Source organism: Paraburkholderia kirstenboschensis (genome assembly GCF_032806925.1).
Taxonomy (GTDB): domain Bacteria; phylum Pseudomonadota; class Gammaproteobacteria; order Burkholderiales; family Burkholderiaceae; genus Paraburkholderia; species Paraburkholderia kirstenboschensis.
Map to the genome: position 1 here is coordinate 146,513 of NZ_CP136513.1, position 16,725 is coordinate 163,237.

The 16,725-nt window shown below is 61.2% G+C and carries 14 protein-coding genes and 1 other RNA gene; 11 read left to right on the forward strand and 4 right to left on the reverse strand.

The genetic code is table 11. The features are described 5' to 3' along the window. Positions 1-115: 115 nt before the first annotated feature. From ssrA to ompA, 4 genes are all read right to left on the reverse strand, one after another. Positions 116-485, reverse strand: a transfer-messenger RNA (tmRNA) gene (ssrA, locus tag RW095_RS23310). A 120-nt stretch (positions 486-605) separates the two neighbouring features. Then, entirely contained in the window at positions 606-1,319 is a 714-nt protein-coding gene (gene gph / locus RW095_RS23315) for a phosphoglycolate phosphatase (protein ID WP_128595640.1), read from the reverse strand. Between the two features lie 29 nt (positions 1,320-1,348). After that, entirely contained in the window at positions 1,349-2,047 is a 699-nt protein-coding gene (gene ubiG / locus RW095_RS23320) for a bifunctional 2-polyprenyl-6-hydroxyphenol methylase/3-demethylubiquinol 3-O-methyltransferase UbiG (RefSeq protein ID WP_317021350.1), read from the reverse strand. A 202-nt stretch (positions 2,048-2,249) separates the two neighbouring features. Then, positions 2,250-2,897 carry an outer membrane protein OmpA gene (gene ompA, locus RW095_RS23325; protein ID WP_013340148.1) on the reverse strand — a complete coding sequence of 216 codons (648 nt, stop codon included), beginning with the start codon at positions 2,895-2,897 and terminating at the stop codon, positions 2,250-2,252. A 487-nt stretch (positions 2,898-3,384) separates the two neighbouring features. Between ompA and gyrA the strand changes: the two genes are divergently transcribed. The 11 genes from gyrA (at position 3,385) to RW095_RS23380 (ending at position 16,682) form a co-directional block, all read left to right on the forward strand. After that, complete coding sequence (gyrA, locus tag RW095_RS23330) at positions 3,385-6,021, forward strand: DNA gyrase subunit A (RefSeq protein WP_128585221.1); 2,637 nt, start codon at positions 3,385-3,387, stop codon at positions 6,019-6,021. Between the two features lie 121 nt (positions 6,022-6,142). Then, positions 6,143-6,745 carry a DUF2059 domain-containing protein gene (locus RW095_RS23335; protein WP_317021351.1) on the forward strand — a complete coding sequence of 201 codons (603 nt, stop codon included), beginning with the start codon at positions 6,143-6,145 and terminating at the stop codon, positions 6,743-6,745. 298 nt (positions 6,746-7,043) lie between these two features. Next, positions 7,044-8,126: a 3-phosphoserine/phosphohydroxythreonine transaminase gene (serC, locus tag RW095_RS23340; RefSeq protein ID WP_317021352.1), complete on the forward strand. Its 1,083-nt coding sequence runs from the start codon at positions 7,044-7,046 to the stop codon at positions 8,124-8,126. A 76-nt stretch (positions 8,127-8,202) separates the two neighbouring features. Continuing rightward, a complete protein-coding gene (gene pheA, locus RW095_RS23345; protein WP_317021353.1) occupies positions 8,203-9,285 on the forward strand; it encodes a prephenate dehydratase in 1,083 nt (360 codons plus the stop codon). Between the two features lie 84 nt (positions 9,286-9,369). Then, positions 9,370-10,518, forward strand: a complete 1,149-nt coding sequence (gene hisC / locus RW095_RS23350) for a histidinol-phosphate transaminase (protein WP_317021354.1) — start codon at positions 9,370-9,372, stop codon at positions 10,516-10,518. 16 nt (positions 10,519-10,534) lie between these two features. Continuing rightward, entirely contained in the window at positions 10,535-11,476 is a 942-nt protein-coding gene (locus tag RW095_RS23355; RefSeq protein ID WP_317021355.1) for a prephenate dehydrogenase, read from the forward strand. A 19-nt stretch (positions 11,477-11,495) separates the two neighbouring features. Continuing rightward, positions 11,496-12,800 carry a 3-phosphoshikimate 1-carboxyvinyltransferase gene (gene aroA, locus RW095_RS23360; RefSeq protein ID WP_317021356.1) on the forward strand — a complete coding sequence of 435 codons (1,305 nt, stop codon included), beginning with the start codon at positions 11,496-11,498 and terminating at the stop codon, positions 12,798-12,800. Between the two features lie 35 nt (positions 12,801-12,835). Beyond that, positions 12,836-13,522 (forward strand): (d)CMP kinase, encoded by a 687-nt coding sequence (cmk, locus tag RW095_RS23365; protein WP_317021357.1) that lies wholly within the window; start codon positions 12,836-12,838, stop codon positions 13,520-13,522. A 176-nt stretch (positions 13,523-13,698) separates the two neighbouring features. Then, positions 13,699-15,432, forward strand: coding sequence for a 30S ribosomal protein S1 (gene rpsA / locus RW095_RS23370; protein WP_020068971.1), 1,734 nt, complete (start codon positions 13,699-13,701; stop codon positions 15,430-15,432). A gap of 101 nt (positions 15,433-15,533) precedes the next feature. Beyond that, complete coding sequence (locus tag RW095_RS23375) at positions 15,534-15,857, forward strand: integration host factor subunit beta (RefSeq protein WP_006050255.1); 324 nt, start codon at positions 15,534-15,536, stop codon at positions 15,855-15,857. A gap of 531 nt (positions 15,858-16,388) precedes the next feature. After that, positions 16,389-16,682 (forward strand): LapA family protein, encoded by a 294-nt coding sequence (locus RW095_RS23380; protein ID WP_020068970.1) that lies wholly within the window; start codon positions 16,389-16,391, stop codon positions 16,680-16,682. Positions 16,683-16,725: the final 43 nt, after the last annotated feature.

Here is a 16,725-nt window from a genome sequence, read left to right on the forward strand (position 1 = left end):
TTGCGGCGGGTAGAGGCGCCATGCCGAAACATCGGCGATCTAAAGACAAAAAACCCCGAGCGGCTAGCGCCGTCGGGGTATTCGTTGAGGCATTGCCATTTGCCTGAAAGGTGTCTGGTGGAGGCGGCGGGAATCGAACCCGCGTCCAGAAGCACTCTACGACCAGTTCTACATGTTTAGTTCTGTCATTTGATTTAACCATAGTGACGCGGACGAACACGCTGCACTACGGCGATTCACTAGATTTTCGACCCGGACGTCGTGACTCCGTCAAGGCTTAACTGACGTATATGACCTCTGTCGGTATTGCTACCGGTCTTGCGACTCTAGCCCGTCAGTGAACTAGGCAGAGGACGGCGGCCCTTAGGCTGCCAGTGCGAACGTATCGTCGTTTGCAGTTACGTTTTTCCCATTGATTAACGAGGTGACGGGTCCTCGACATGCCCTAGCCGCTTCGCAACCCCTGTCGAAACCAGGTCGCCCCCGCGGTTCGTTGCTCGGAACTTCGAGCCAACGTATATTTTACAATAGTTTGACGGCCGTGTCTTGGCTCATTCCCGGCTCATGTCGGGCTGCCGGTTTCGGGCGCGTGCTGTGGCCCGTTGTCAATTAATGTCGCGAAGCAGCTGCTGCAGTTCGGCCGGCGACTGCACGACATGCTGCGCATGCCATTGCGTCGGCGGAATGTCGTCGCCGCAGTAGCCGTAGGCCGCAGCTACCGTCTTCATGCCGGCAGCAAAGCCCGCCTGCACGTCGCGCAAATCGTCGCCGACGTAGACGATGCGCTCCGGCGCCACGTCGAGTTCGCGAGCCGCGTGCAGCAACGGCGCCGGATGAGGCTTCGAATGCGGTGTCGTATCGCCGCTGACCACGCAGCCCGCCCGCTCTTCCAGACCCAGTTGCGCGACCAGCGGTTCCGTGAGCCGCGCGACCTTGTTCGTGACGATGCCCCAGCGCACGCCTCGCGCGTCGAGTTCATCCAGCAATTCGGGGATGCCGGGAAAGAGCGTGGTTTCGATGCAAAGATCCGCTTCGTAATTGGCGAGGAATTCCTCGCGCATCGACGCAAACTCGTGGTTATCCGGCCCAATGCCGAACGCCCCGCCGATTAGCCCTCGCGCGCCAGCCGACGCGAGCGGCCGTAGTCTTTCGAGCGGGACCATATCCAGCCCGCGATCATGGCGCATTTTGTTGACGGCGGCGGCAAGGTCTGGCGCCGTGTCGGCCAGCGTGCCGTCCAGGTCGAACAGCACGGCTTGGCAAAGACCAAGTGCATCTTCGTGGTCTTCGCGTTGGGGCAGGGGCGTAGGATCGCTCATCGATTGGATTTTGTCGGCGTTCGGTCGGATCAGAAGTCGCGGCGGCAGGCGAGCATGTAGTTCACACTCGTGTCTGCGGAAAGGGCGAAGTGCTTGCTGAGTGGGTGATAGACGATACCTTTGATGTCCCCTGTGCGCAGGCCGGCGGCTCGCACGAAGCCCGCGAGTTCCGACGGACGGATAAAACGCGCATAGTCGTGTGTGCCTTTGGGCAGCATCCGCGCGATGTATTCGGCGCCGATAACCGCAAACAGGTATGACTTCACGTTGCGGTTGAGCGTGGAAAAGAACACCCAGCCGCCCGGCTTGACCAGCGTCCTGCATGCCTCGACGATCGCAGCGGGCCGCGGCACGTGTTCGAGCATTTCCATGCAGGTGACCACGTCGTAGGTGCCCGGCTCACGTGCGGCGAGCGCCTCGGCGGCGATCTCCTCGTAATTAACGGTTACACCACTTTCAAGGCTGTGAAGATCGGCGACCCCGAGTGCTTCGCTCGACAGGTCGATTCCTTTGACGTGCGCGCCCAAGCCAGCCATTGACTCGGACAAAATGCCGCCGCCGCAACCGATGTCCAGCACATGTTTGCCGGCCAGATGTGCGTGGGCGTCTATCCAGTTCAAGCGAACGGGGTTGAGTTCATGCAGCGGTTTGAACTCGGCGTTTGGGTCCCACCAACGATGCGCAAGGTCGCTGAATTTCTGCAGTTCGTGGGGATCGGCGTTGGTCATGGCGAAGCTGCCTCGATGAGAGCGGTGAGCGGGCGCTCGAGGATAAACCCGGAGTATATAGGCGAGGGGCCGGGGCGGCAAAATGCCACCCGCTTGCGCAAGAGGTCTGGCGGCGCTCGCCTGGCCTGGCCGGCAATCCGCCGGTCTGCGCATAAAAAAAGCCCCGCCGAAGCGGGGCTTTTCGTACTGCGGTGTTTGTAGCTTACTGCTTCGAAGTACCGACAACTTCGACTTCCACGCGACGATCCGGTGCGAGGCAGGCGATGAGTTGCTTGCGGTTCTTCTGGTTGCAGCCGGTCGTGACCGGGTTGCGCTTGCCCTTGCCTTCCGTGTAGATACGGTTGGATTCGATGCCCTTGCTGACGAGGTATGCCTTGACAGCTTGAGCGCGACGCAGCGACAGACGGTCGTTGTACTTGTCCGAACCGATGCGGTCGGTGTAACCCGTTGCGACGACGACTTCGAGGTTCAGGCCCTGGATCTTCGATGCCAGATCGTCCAGCTTTTCCTTGCCAGCCGGCTTCAGGATAGCCTTGTCGAAGTCGAACAGTGCGTCAGCCTGATACGTGATCTTTTGGCTGGTGATGGCCGGTGCCGGTGCGACCGGAGCCGGCGGCGTCGGAGCCTGGGCAACCAGTGCGCCGTCGCACTTTGCGTTAGCCGTTGCCGGCGTCCAGAATGCATCGCGCCAGCAAAGCTCGTTCGTGCCGTTCATCCACACGTATTCGCCAGTACCATTCACCCAGTTGTCATTGGTAGCTTGTCGCGACGCCGGCACCGACTGTGCCATTGCGGATGCAGCCATAACTGCGGTAGCTGCAATGAACGCGAGCTTTGAAAGTTTATTCATATTTCTCCTCTCGAATTTGAGATTACCGCAGGTTTACTGCGAGCCTGTTGACGAAGACAAGTCATACATTGCTCGAAGTATAACATCGGTGCCAAACAAAAAACGTTGTGTGTAGACTTCGAGCAGTGTCTGACTCTTTGTGCGTTGGCATTTTGCCATATCGTTCCCTTCCGACGATAAAAAAATCCGCCCCCGATCAAATCACCTTGCAATTGTGGTGCATGCGCAACAGAACCAATCGCCCGGAGCGTCCCGCCAGTCATGGCTGAGCGCGGAATTGCCCCACGCATGAATCGAGCCTGATCGGCCCGGATCTGGGGCATGCGAGCGCCGCTCTGGCGCCTCTCACTGGCACCCGCTAATAGGTATACGTGCGACCGCCGGGCCCGGATGACCGGCATGTTAGAATCGCGTGATGCGTTGCGCCTGCAATGCTTACGCGAAGGCGCCGTCTTCCCGTCGCCTTCGCACGTAAAAGATACGGATAATGGATCAATTCGCCAAAGAGACTCTGCCAATCTCCCTAGAGGAGGAAATGCGCCGTTCGTATCTCGATTACGCGATGAGCGTGATCGTAGGGCGTGCGCTTCCCGACGTTCGCGATGGCCTGAAGCCGGTGCACCGGCGCGTGCTGTACGCGATGCACGAACTGAACAACGACTGGAACCGCGCGTACAAGAAGTCGGCGCGTATCGTCGGCGACGTCATCGGTAAGTACCACCCGCACGGCGACACGGCTGTTTACGACACGATCGTCCGGATGGCGCAGGACTTCTCGCTGCGCTACATGCTGGTGGACGGCCAGGGCAACTTCGGTTCGGTCGACGGCGACAACGCCGCAGCCATGCGATACACCGAAATCCGCATGGCCAAGATCGGCCACGAACTGCTCGCAGACATCGACAAGGAAACGGTCGACTTCACGCCGAACTACGACGGCAGCGAGAACGAGCCGGCCATTCTGCCCGCGCGCATTCCCAATCTCCTGATCAACGGCTCGTCGGGTATCGCGGTCGGCATGGCGACCAACATCCCGCCGCACAACCTGAACGAGGTTGTCGACGCGTGCCAGCACTTGCTCAGGAATCCGGAAGCCACGATCGACGAGTTGATCGAGATCGTTCCGGCCCCCGATTTCCCGACCGCCGGCATCATCTACGGCGTGGCCGGCGTGCGCGACGGCTATCGCACCGGCCGTGGCCGCGTGGTGATGCGCGCGCTCACGCACTTCGAAGAGATCGATCGCGGCCAGCGCATGTCGATCATCGTCGACGAATTGCCGTATCAGGTGAACAAGCGCTCGCTTCTCGAGCGTATTGCCGAACTGGTCAACGAGAAGAAGCTGGAAGGCATTTCCGACATCCGCGACGAGTCCGACAAGAGCGGTATGCGCGTCGTGATCGAATTGAAGCGCGGCGAAGTGCCGGAAGTCGTCCTGAACAATCTGTATAAGGCGACCCAGCTTCAGGACACTTTCGGCATGAACATGGTCGCGCTGGTCGACGGCCAGCCGAAGCTGCTGAATCTGAAGGAAATGTTGTCGTGCTTCCTGTCGCATCGCCGGGAAGTGCTGACGCGGCGCACTGTATACGAACTGCGCAAAGCTCGCGAACGTGGGCATGTGCTCGAGGGGCTGGCCGTTGCGCTCGCCAATATCGACGAGTTCATCGCGATCATCAAAGCCGCGCCGACTCCGCCCATCGCAAAGCAGGAATTGATGGCGCGTCCGTGGGATTCCTCCCTCGTGCGGGAAATGTTGTCGCGCGCCGAGACGGAAAACGCGTCGGCCGGTGGCCGTGAAGCCTATCGTCCTGACGGATTGAATCCGTCCTTCGGTATGCAGACGGACGGCCTCTACCGCTTGTCCGACACCCAGGCTCAGGAAATTCTGCAGATGCGTCTGCAACGCCTGACCGGCCTGGAGCAGGACAAGATCATTGGCGAGTATCGCGACGTCATGGCGCAGATTGCCGACCTGCTGGACATCCTGGCGCGCCCGGAGCGGATTACGGCGATCATCGTCGACGAACTTACGTCGATCAAGTCGGAATTCGGCGACGCGCGCCGCTCGAAGATCGAGCTGAACGCAACCGAGCTGAACACCGAAGACCTGATCACGCCGCAAGAAATGGTCGTGACCATGTCGCACGCCGGCTACGTGAAATCGCAGCCGTTGTCCGAATATCGCGCCCAGAAGCGTGGCGGTCGCGGCAAGCAGGCGACTTCCATGAAGGAAGACGACTGGATCGACACGCTGTTCATCGCGAACACGCACGACCATATTCTGTGCTTCTCCAACCGTGGCCGCGTGTATTGGGTCAAGGTCTACGAAGTGCCGCAAGGCTCGCGGAACTCGCGGGGTCGTCCGATCGTCAACATGTTCCCGTTGCTGGAAGGCGAGAAGATCACGGTTGTGCTGCCGGTCAAGGAATTTTCCGCGGACAAGTTCGTGTTCATGGCAACCGCGTTAGGAACGGTAAAGAAGACGCCGCTCGAAGCCTTCAGCCGGCCGTTGCGCAAGGGTATTATTGCGGTCGGTCTCGATGACGGCGATTACCTGATCGGCGCCGCTATCACAGACGGTCAGCACGACGTGATGCTGTTCTCCGATTCGGGCAAGGCAGTTCGCTTCGACGAAAATGACGTGCGGCCAATGGGACGCGAGGCTCGCGGCGTGCGCGGCATGCAGCTCGAAGACGGCCAGAACGTGATCGCGTTGCTGGTGGCCGGCGACGAGCAGCAATCAGTGCTCACCGCCACGGAAAACGGCTTCGGCAAACGCACGCCGATCACCGAGTACACCCGTCACGGCCGCGGCACGAAGGGCATGATCGCGATCCAGACGTCGGAGCGTAACGGCAAGGTCGTTGCCGCCACGCTGGTCGATCAGGAAGCGCAGATCATGTTGATCACCAATACGGGCGTTCTGATTCGTACGCGCGTGTCGGAAATTCGAGAAATGGGCCGTGCAACCCAAGGTGTTACACTCATCAGCCTTGACGAAGGGACCAAGCTTTCAGGTCTGCAACAGGTTGCCGAGGCAGAAGCAGACGTCGATCTGGAAGGCGACGCCGAAGGTCCCGCTGACGGCAACAACGGCGTCGAAGACGGCGGTGCGGCCTGACCTGCGTCGCGGCTTGCGCATTCGTTAACCGGTTGAAAGCCGCGCAGGAAACAATAGTGTGTCGGGCCGACATACTTCCGCGCGGCAAGCAGTTCAAGTCAATTTCTATTAGGGAGTAATGATGCAGAAACGATTTAAACAACTGGCGTTGCTGGCTGCCCTCGTGCCGACGTTTGCCATGGCTCAAGCGCTTCAGAGCCAGCCTCCGTCGGCTCCGGCTGCTGCCGCAGCACCGGTTGATCCGGCCAAGCAGGCTGCAATCAAGGACCTGCTGGACGCAATCGACGCGCAGAAGCTCGTCGGCGCAATCGGCAACAGCGCGCAAATGCAAGCAAAGCAACTGGTCCCGGCTATCCTCTCGGACGCGCTGAGCGAGAACAAGACGATGACGGACAAGCAGAAGCAGGCTTCCGTCCCGACGCTGCAAAAGAATGCGGTGCCGAAGCTGGTTGACGGCGCAGGCCAGGTCTTCGCGACGGACAGCTTCCGCCAGGACGCAATGCAAGCTCAGTACGATGCGTACGCCAAGTACTACAGCACGTCGGAAATCAAAGATCTGACCACGTTCTACAAGAGCCCGACGGGCCGCAAGTTCATCCAGGTTCAAGACCAGGTTGGCCGCGACGTCGTGAACGGCTTGATGCAAAAGTACATGCCGCAATCGATCAAGGCGACGCGTGACCAGGCTGACAAGGAAGTCGCTTCGGTCAAGCCGGCTAAGTAAAGCCTCAGGCGAAGACTGCGCTCGCGCGCCAGTGGCGGCCGCCCTTGCAGGGCGGCCGGGTTTGGCGGGTTCGCGGGGACAGTGCGATAATGGCCGTTTGCGCGTGTGCGCAAATGGCCATTATTTTTTGGCGCGAGATTGTCGAGCCTGCTGCGGTCTGATCGCCCCGTTGCTGATCAACACAGCGATTCTCGTCGGCCAATAGATTTAGTCAGTTTGCAGCAACTTATTTTCGCGGCGGCCACTTCGCCGACTCGTGCGCGATCTTTCGTTTTCGCGCCGCTTTCAGGATCTCACGATGCGCGTCTTTAATTTCTCCGCCGGCCCAGCGGCCATGCCCGAAGAAGTGCTGCGTCAGGCAGCCGACGAGATGCTCGACTGGCAAGGCAGCGGCATGAGCGTGATGGAAATGAGCCATCGTGGGAAAGAGTTCATGTCGATCCACGAGGAAGCGCTCCTCGATCTGCGGGAGTTGCTGGCCGTGCCGGCGAGCCACCGCATCCTGTTTCTGCAAGGCGGCGGTCTCGGGGAAAACGCAATCGTGCCGATGAACCTGCTCGGTGCGAAACCGCGCGCCGATTTCGTCGTCACGGGTTCGTGGTCGCAAAAGTCACTGAAGGAAGCGCAGAAGTACGGCACCGTGCACGTTGCTGCAAGCGGCGAGACGGCTGACGGTTTCACGCGCGCGCCCGCATTTTCCGAATGGCAAATGTCGGACGATCCGGCCTACGTGCATTTGTGCACGAACGAAACGATCCACGGCGTCGAGACATTCGAGATTCCCGATCTCGGCAACATACCGCTGGTGGCGGACGCGTCCTCTCACATCCTGTCGCGTCCCATGGACATCGCCAAATACGGCGTGCTGTTCGGCGGCGCGCAGAAGAATATCGGCATGGCCGGCGTGACGGTGGTGATCGTGCGCGAGGACATGCTGGATCGCGCGCAGGCCATTTGCCCCTCGGCGTTCGAATGGAAGACCGTCGCCGAAAACAATTCCATGTACAACACGCCGCCCACGTATGCCATCTACATCGCGGGACTGGTGTTCAAGTGGTTGAAGAAGCAGGGCGGCCTCGCTGCAATCGAAGCGCGTAATCTCGAGAAATCGAAGCTGTTGTACGACACGATCGACTCGAGCAGCTTCTATCTGAACAAGGTCGAGCGTCGCTCGCGTTCGCGGATGAACGTACCGTTCTTCCTCGCCGACGAGTCGCGCAACGAAGAATTTCTCGCCGGCGCGAAAGCGCGGGGAATGGTGCAGCTAAAGGGCCACAAGTCCGTCGGCGGCATGCGGGCGTCGATTTACAACGCCGTTCCGCTCGAAGGCGTCAAAGCGCTTGTCGAATACATGAAGGAATTTGAACGGCGCAGCGCCTGAGTGCTTCGGCATTCGGTGCGCGCATCCTTTCCAGCACGCTTTTTTCCAGCAGCTATCGGCAGGACCGTTTTCACGCATGGACGACGAACTCAATAACCGACTCAAACCTCTTCGCGAACGCATCGATGCGCTCGACGCGCAGCTGATCGCGCTTCTCAATCAGCGCGCCGCGGTGGCGCTCGAAGTCGGCGAGGTCAAGAAGCATTTCAACGCGCCGGTGTTTCGCCCGGAGCGCGAGCAGCAGGTGATCGCGCGTCTGCAGAACATGAGCGAGGGGCCACTGGCGAGCGAGCATATCAGCGCGATCTGGCGCGAGATCATGGCGGCCAGCCGGGCGCTCGAGAAGACAATCAAGGCGGCTTATCTCGGGCCGGTGGGCACCTACAGCGAGCAGGCCATGCACGAGTACTTCGGTCAATCGATCGAGGGGCTGCCGTGTCCGTCGATCGACGAAGTATTCCGCTCGGTTGAAGCAGGCGCCGCCGAATTCGGTGTCGTGCCGGTCGAAAATTCAACGGAAGGCGCGGTATCGCGCACGCTGGATCTGTTGCTGCAAACCCAGTTGGCCATTGGCGGCGAACTGGCGTTGCCGATTCATCACAATCTGTTGACGCTGAATGGCGACCTAGCCGGCGTCACGCGCGTTTGCGCGCACGCTCAGGCGCTCGCGCAATGTCAGCGCTGGCTCGCGACAAATGCGCCGCATCTGGAGCGCCAGGCGGTGTCGAGCAACGCGGAAGCCGCGCGCATGGCGGCCGAAGATCCGACCGTCGCGGCGATTGCCGGCGACCGCGCTGCGACCCACTATGGCTTGCAGGTTGCATATGCGCTGATCCAGGACGACCCGCACAACCGCACTCGCTTCGTAATGATCGGCAAGGAGCGCACGGGCGTGAGCGGACACGATCAGACGTCGCTGATCGTGTCGGTGGCTAATGAGCCGGGCGCCGTGTTCAAGCTGCTGGAGCCGCTCGCGCGTCATAGCGTCTCGATGACCCGCTTCGAATCGCGGCCCGCGCGCGTGGGCACGTGGGAGTACTACTTCTATATCGACGTCGAGGGCCACCGCGACGATCCGGCTGTAGCCGCCGCGCTTACCGAGCTGGGCGAGAAGGCAGCATTCCTTAAGATTCTGGGCTCGTATCCGCGTGCGCGCTAACGGCCATCAGTCGGCGAGTAAGCTCAATCAGACAGTAGGCCGGCGCGCGCGCCGCGACTTTTCTAATAATCGTTCGGAGATTTCATGACAACGTCCTTCGGTCCTTCTTATGTGCGCGCTATAGCGCCCTACATTGCCGGTAAGCCCATTTCTGAAGTGGCGCGCGAGTTCGGGCTGAACGAAGCGAACATCGTGAAGCTCGCGTCGAACGAGAACCCGCTCGGCATGCCGGAGTCGGCTAAACGTGCGATGGCGCAAGCCGCGAGCGAGTTGGGCCGCTATCCCGATGCGAATGCATTCGAACTGAAGGCCGCACTGAGCGAGCGCTATGGCGTGCCGTCGGACTGGATCACGCTCGGCAATGGCAGCAACGACATTCTCGAGATAGCCGCGCACGCGTTCGTCGAGAAAGGGCAGTCGATCATTTACGCGCAGTACTCGTTCGCCGTCTACGCGCTCGCCACGCAAGGGCTCGGCGCGCGTGCGATCGTGGTGCCGGCTGTCAAGTACGGACACGATCTCGACGCAATGCTGGCCGCGATCGCCGACGACACGCGGCTGATCTTCGTCGCCAATCCGAACAACCCGACCGGTACGTTCATCGAAGGTTCGAAGCTCGAAGCGTTTCTCGACAAGGTGCCGCGCAACGTGGCAGTGGTCCTGGACGAGGCGTACACGGAGTATCTGCCCGCGGAAAAGCGCTACGACTCCATAGAGTGGGTGCGCCGTTATCCGAACCTGCTCGTGTCGCGCACGTTTTCAAAGGCGTTCGGTCTCGCGGGCTTGCGTGTCGGATTTGCGATCGCTCAACCGGAGTTGACCGACTTGCTGAACCGTCTGCGCCAGCCGTTCAATGTGAACACGCTCGCGCAAGCTGCAGCCATCGCCGCGCTCAACGACCAGGCGTTTCTGGAGAAAAGCGCGGCGTTGAACGCGCAGGGTTATCGCCGCCTGACCGAAGCGTTCGAGAAGCTCGGCCTCGAATACGTACCGTCTGACGGCAACTTCGTGCTGGTGCGGGTCGGCAATGACGAGGCGGCCGGCACTCGCGTGAACATCGAATTGCTGAAGCAGGGTGTGATCGTGCGTCCAGTCGGCAACTACGGATTACCGCAGTGGCTGCGCGTCACGATCGGGCTGCCGGAAGAAAACGAAGCGTTCATCGCCGCGCTCGAAAAAACCCTCGCAGCCGTCCAGGCGGCGAACCTTGACCCACGCGCCTCGTCGATATGAAAGGCGCGCTTTTTGTGTGACCGACGTGGCCGCGTTCTCTTTTAACAAGCTGGTGATTTTTGGTGTCGGCCTGATCGGCGGATCGCTTGCGCGCGCACTGCGCGAGCGCGGCGAAGCGGATGGGGCGCGCACGGTAATCGGCGTGGGCCGCTCGGCTGCGTCGACCGGGCGCGCGGTCGAACTCGGCGTAATCGATAGTGCGACGGCATTGACCGACGACGCTGCCTTGCGCGAAGCGCTCGCCGGCGCCGACGTCGTGCTGCTCGCGGCGCCTGTCGCGCAGACTCAGCCGCTCCTTGAACGCATTGCGCCATTTCTCGGCGCAGATACGATCGTGACCGACGCCGGCAGCACCAAATCCGACGTTGTCGCCGCCGCCCGTGCCGCACTGGGCGCGCGCATCGGCCAGTTCGTGCCGGGGCATCCCATTGCCGGCCGCGAGGCGAGCGGCGTCGAGGCCGCGTTGCCCGACCTGTACGTCGGCCGCAATGTCGTGCTGTGCCCGTTGCCGGAGAATGCGCCGCGTACCGTCGAGCGCATCGCGGCGATGTGGCGCGCGACCGGCGCGCTCGTGCGCGACATGGCGCCCGAGCAGCACGACCGCGTGTTCGCATCGGTCAGTCATTTGCCGCACGTACTGTCGTTCGCGCTCGTCGAACAGATTCTCAATTCGCCCGATGCCGCACTCAAATTTTCCTTCGCCGCGGGCGGCTTTCGAGACTTCACGCGGATTGCCGCGTCGAGCCCGGAAATGTGGCGCGACGTCTGCGTCGCCAATCGCGTTGCGCTGCTCGACGAACTCGACGCCTACTCTGCGGTGCTAGCGCGCCTGCGCACGGCCATTGACGCCGCCGACGGCGCCGCGCTCGAAGCCGTGTTCGCGCGCTCACGCGTGGCGCGCACCGAATGGCAGGAGCAGCGCGCGGGCGGCGGCGCGCCGGGCGACGCGTCCAAATAACCGGAAACTGGACACAATCATGGAATTTCTCGATCTCGGACCATTTTCTCGTGCGTCCGGCACGGTTCGTTTGCCTGGCTCGAAGAGCATTTCGAATCGGGTACTGCTGCTCGCGGCGCTCGCCGAAGGCGAAACGACGATCACGAACCTGCTCGACTCCGACGACACCCGCGTGATGCTCGATGCGCTCGAAAAGCTCGGCGTGCGTCTGAAGCGCGACGGCGATACCTGCGTCGTGACCGGCACGCGCGGCGCTTTCACGGCGCGCACGGCCGATCTGTTCCTGGGCAATGCCGGTACGGCGGTCCGTCCGCTGACCGCGGCACTCGCGGTGAATGGCGGCGACTATCGCATTCACGGCGTGCCGCGTATGCACGAGCGGCCGATCGGCGATCTGGTCGATGGATTGCGGCAGATCGGCGCGAGAATCGATTACGAGGAAAACGAGGGCTTTCCGCCGCTGCGAATCCGTCCGGCGCAGATTTCCGCCGAGGCGCCGATCCGCGTGCGCGGCGACGTATCGAGCCAATTCCTCACGTCGCTGCTGATGACACTGCCGCTTCTGCGCACCGGGAGCGGCGTGAGCACCGTTCAGGTCGACGGCGAACTCATCTCCAAGCCGTATATCGAGATCACGATCAAGCTGATGGCGCGTTTCGGCATCGACGTCGAACGTAATGGCTGGCATCAGTTCGTGGTGCCGGCGGGGCAGCGTTATCAATCGCCGGGCACGATCATGGTGGAGGGCGACGCGTCGTCGGCGTCCTATTTCCTCGCTGCGGGAGCGCTCGGCGGCGGGCCGCTGAAGGTGGAGGGCGTCGGCCGTTCCAGCATTCAGGGCGACGTCGGCTTCGCGGATGCGCTTATCAAGATGGGCGCGAATCTGCAAATGGGCGAGGACTGGATCGAAGTGCGCGGCGTCGGTCACGACAGCGGCAAGCTCGAGCCGATCGACATGGACTTCAATCTGATTCCCGACGCCGCGATGACCATAGCGGTTGCCGCGTTGTTCGCCGACGGCACGACGACGCTGCGCAACATTGCGAGCTGGCGCGTGAAAGAGACGGACCGGATCGCGGCGATGGCCACCGAACTTCGCAAGGTCGGCGCGAAGGTGCAGGAGGGCGAAGACTTCCTCGTGGTTACGCCGCCTGAGAAGCTGATTCCAAACGCGTCGATCGACACCTACGACGATCACCGCATGGCCATGTGTTTTTCGCTCGTGAGTCTCGGCGGCGTGCCTGTCCGGATCAACGACCCGAAGTGCGTCGGCAAGACATTTCCCGATTATTTCGAGCGCTTCACCGCGCTTGCCCAACCCTGATTCCTGTACGAATCGCCTGACGTGCGACTTTTTCGATGAAACCGATCCGTCCCTTTCACCAGACGCCCGTCATTACAATCGACGGCCCGAGTGCTTCCGGCAAAGGCACCGTGGCCGCGCTGGTTGCCGCGAGCCTCGGCTTCCACCTGCTCGACAGCGGCGCGCTGTACCGGCTCGCCGCGCTCGCCAGTATTCGCTACGACCTGGCGGCGGACGACGTCGACGCCCTTGTAAAGTTGATCGACGATCTGCATATCACGTTTCGCGAAGGCCTCGCGCAACTCGACGGAGTGGACGTTTCGGCGGACATTCGCGCCGAGGAAGTGGGCAGCCGCGCTTCGGCGATTGCCGTGCATGCCCCCGTGCGGACCGCGCTGGTGGCGCGCCAGCGGGCGTTTCGCAAGGAGCCGGGGCTCGTCGCGGACGGTCGCGACATGGGCACGGTCATCTTCCAGGACGCCGTCCTCAAGGTGTTCATGACGGCCAGCGTGGAAGCCCGCGCGGCGCGGCGGCATAAGCAATTGATACAAAAAGGCTTTTCTGCTAATATAGATGACTTGCTCCGGGATTTGCGTGAGCGCGACGAGCGTGACAGTCAGCGCGCAGCCGCGCCGCTAAAGCCCGCAGCGGATGCAAAGCTGCTCGATACGTCCGCCTTATCGGTCGATCAGGCGGTCGAGCAGGTAGTGCAATGGTACGAAGCCCTGGTTCCGCAGGCGTGACTGGAATGCGCATCGAGCATCGGTCGCACATGAATGCGCGGTCGCAGTCGTAGTCCCATTGTGTGTTGGTGCTTCGCGGTGGTCGCGAAGCGTTGTATTAACCCTTTAACCCCGCGTGGCATTCGCATTCTTGCCGTAGTTGCTGACCGTCCGGCCAGCCGGGCAGCGCGAGAACCATGCAAATTTCGATTTTTATGTCCGACCTGCAAACCTCTACCCCGAATACCGAATCTTTTGCGGCTCTGTTCGAAGAGTCGCTGACCAAGCAAGACATGCGCGCCGGCGAAGTGATTTCCGCCGAAGTCGTGCGTGTCGACCACAACTTCGTGGTCGTCAACGCTGGTCTCAAGTCCGAAGCCTACATCCCGCTCGAAGAGTTCCTGAATGACGCGGGCGAGGTAGAAGTGCAGGCGGGCGACTTCGTTTCCGTCGCGATCGACGCGCTGGAAAACGGCTATGGCGACACGATCCTGTCGCGCGACAAGGCGAAGCGTCTGGCTTCGTGGCTTTCGCTGGAAAAGGCTCTCGACAACAACGAACTCGTAACCGGCACGATCACGGGCAAGGTCAAGGGCGGCATGACCGTGATGGTCAACGGCATCCGCGCGTTCCTGCCGGGTTCGCTGGTCGACACGCGTCCGGTCAAGGACACGACCCCGTACGAAGGCAAGACGCTCGAATTCCGCGTCATCAAGCTCGACCGCAAGCGTAACAACGTCGTGCTGTCGCGCCGTGCCGTGATCGAAGCAACCCAAGGCGAAGAGCGCGCAAAGCTGCTCGAAACGCTGAAGGAAGGCGCGATCGTGGAAGGCGTGGTCAAGAACATTACCGATTACGGCGCGTTCGTGGACCTCGGCGGTATCGACGGCCTGCTGCACATCACGGACATCGCATGGCGTCGTGTGCGTCACCCGAGCGAAGTGCTGTCGGTTGGCCAGGAAGTCACCGCGAAGATCCTCAAGTTCGACCAGGAGAAGAACCGCGTCTCGCTGGGCATCAAGCAACTCGGCGACGATCCGTGGGAAGGCATTTCCCGCCGTTACCCGTCGGGCACGCGTCTGTTCGGTAAGGTCACGAACATCACCGACTACGGCGCATTCGTCGAAGTGGAATCGGGCATCGAAGGTCTCGTCCACGTGTCGGAAATGGACTGGACAAACAAGAACGTTGCACCGTCGAAGGTTGTGCAACTGGGTGACGAAGTCGAAGTCATGGTTCTCGAAATCGACGAAGACCGCCGCCGTATCAGCCTCGGCATGAAGCAGTGCAAGCCGAACCCGTGGGACGACTTCAGCCGCAACTTCAAGAAGGGCGACAAGCTGCAAGGCGCAATCAAGTCGATCACCGACTTCGGCGTATTCATCGGTCTGCCGGGCGGCATCGACGGTCTGGTTCACCTGTCGGACCTGTCGTGGTCGGAAACGGGCGAAGAAGCTGTTCGCAAGTACAAGAAGGGCGACGAAGTGGAAGCGATCGTTCTCGGCATCGACGTCGAGAAGGAGCGCATTTCGCTGGGTATCAAGCAGCTCGAAGGCGACCCGTTCAGCAACTTCGTTGCAATGAACGACAAGGGTTCGATCGTCGACGGCGTGGTCAAGACGGTGGACGCGAAGGGTGCAGTGGTTCAGCTGTCGGCTGAAGTCGAAGGCTACCTGCGCGCTTCCGAAATCGCACAAGACCGCGTGGAAGATGCTCGCAACGTGCTGAAGGAAGGCGACAAGGTCAACGCGATGATCATCAACATCGATCGCAAGTCGCGTGGCATCAACCTGTCGATCAAGGCGAAGGACTCGGCTGAGCAACAGGAAGCGATCCGCGGCCTGGCTTCGTCGGATTCCAGCGCGGCTGCTACCGGCACGACCAACCTCGGCGCACTGCTGAAGGCCAAGCTCGACGGTCAGAACCAGTAATTGAGGAACGCCCCCAAACCTGCCACCTTTACGCGGCAGGTATCCCTTTGCGGGGAAAACCTGGGGGCGGCTCGGCGTTTTCTTGAGAGGTCTGCTGCAGTATGACCAAATCGGAATTGGTCGCCCAACTGGCTACGCGGTTTCCGCAGCTTGTACTAAAAGATGCGGATTTCGCGGTGAAGACGATGCTTGATGCGATGTCGGAGGCGCTTGCCAAAGGTCATCGCATCGAAATTCGAGGTTTCGGCAGCTTCGGCCTGAACCGCCGTCCTTCCCGCGTCGGGCGCAATCCGAAGTCGGGCGAAAAAGTGCTGGTGCCTGAGAAGTACGTGCCGCACTTCAAGCCGGGCAAGGAATTGCGCGAGCGGGTCGATCGTCGCGCGGGTGAGCCGTTGAAGGCTGAAGAGCCGGACGACGATCTGTAAAATGCTCCGCTTTACGCTGTGCACTTCGCAGCGTGGCTTTGGTGGCGTCAGCGGCCAGTGCCAGTCGGCAAATAGAAGAAATGCGCCTCCGGGCGCTTTTTTTTCGCCCGCGCATTTTGGGCCGCCTCGGCGGCCACGCCGATCGCGCCCATGCCGGCTGAGTGGTCAGCCGCGATGCCAAGCGGGTCCTCAGCCGCGTTACAAGCCCGCGTGTCAGCCGCGCTCTGAGCCGAACTCTGAGCCGAATTCTGAGCCGAATTCCGAGCCGCGGTCTCAGCCTCAATTCCAGCCGCATTTTCAACCGCGATTCCAGCCGCATTCCAACCGCACTGAGGTCGCAACGGTCGCGCTTCAGTCGAACTCCCGTCCGCATCCATCGTCAGCACTTTTCTGTAAGCGCAGGATCCGCCAGTTCCTGCCCAGCCGCGAGGGCTTCAATTACAATACGGGTCACTTCGGCGCGGGCAACACCGTGGCGCGACGCGTCATCAGGCCGGCGTCACCCCGCAACTGCCGTCAAGAGATCTATTCATGAAATTTATCGTCTGGCTGATCCGTGTACTGGTGTTCGTGCTGCTGCTGGTGCTCGCACTCTCCAATACGCAACCTGCTACGCTGAATTTCCTCGCTGGCTACGCGTGGTCGGCGCCGCTCATCCTGATTGGCCTCGCGTTCTTCGGGGTCGGCCTGCTCGCCGGTCTCGTTTCGTCGATGCCGGCTGTTGTCCGCCTGCGCATGGAGAATGGCCGCCTCAAGCGAGAACTGCGTGTGGCGCGCGAGGCGCCGGTCGTCGTTGAACAGCCGCCCATGCCGCCGCTGATCTGATTTTGTCGTTCGCCGCGCACATGAGGCGCGGCATTCCCTTTTC